1 protein-coding gene is annotated in these 851 nt (G+C 28.4%); it reads left to right on the top strand.

Going from position 1 to position 851, the window contains the following annotated elements; all coding sequences use genetic code 11:
• Positions 1-45: 45 nt before the first annotated feature.
• Positions 46-851: right-handed parallel beta-helix repeat-containing protein (locus tag MBCUR_RS03125; protein ID WP_157077619.1), on the top strand; the 806-nt coding region annotated here is incomplete at its 3' end.

Raw genomic sequence — 851 nt, 5'->3', positions numbered from 1 at the left:
TAATCTATTTTTATAATATAATTTATATGCTTAAAGGTGATTAAAATGTTGTGTAATAAAAGAATTTTGATGATTTTGATGATTTTCATAGTTTTAGCATTTTCTATATCTTCTGTTAGTGCTAGTTATTTGTTTGTTAATGAGTCTTGGACTAATGAGGATATTCAGAATGTTTTGGATAATGATATTGGTGTTGATGTTTTGTATTTTAATTCTACTAGTTTAGGTGGCATTTATGGTGGAATTGATTTGTTTATTGGTCGTACCATGTCTATTATCGGGGATGTAGGTGTTGTTTTTGATGGATCTATTGGTGATGAGCCTACTATGAATGTATTTACTATTTTTGGAGACAATGTATTAATTAAAGGATTTACTATACTGAATTATAATGTGGGAGTTGCTGCTTCTGATTTAAGCAATATTTCCATAATTAACAATACTTTTGATAATTTGGATACAGCTCTTGAATTTAATAATATTAAAGGACTAAATATTGAAAATAATACAATTTTAAATATTAATGATGGAACCATTTTTGTTAGAGAATCTGAAAATGTGAGCATATATAGCAACAATATTAGTGGAGCAAATTTTGGCATTTACCTTTCTGGATTAAACAATACCAAAATTAAAGGAAACAATGTCAACAATGTTGAAAGCGACGCGATTTATACAGAAAACACTGAAAATACTGCTATTGAAGAAAATAACCTTGACAATGTAAGAGGATCTGGAATATATACATCCAACTCCAAAAACTTAGAAGTAAAAAAAAATAAAATCACTAATACTGACGGTGATGGCATAGTCATAGACACTACATCCAATGATGATAGTGATGGCATAGC

The sequence above is a fragment of the Methanobrevibacter curvatus genome, assembly GCF_001639295.1.
GTDB lineage: Archaea > Methanobacteriota > Methanobacteria > Methanobacteriales > Methanobacteriaceae > Methanoflexus > Methanoflexus curvatus.
This window is presented reverse-complemented; position numbering and strand designations above follow the sequence as displayed.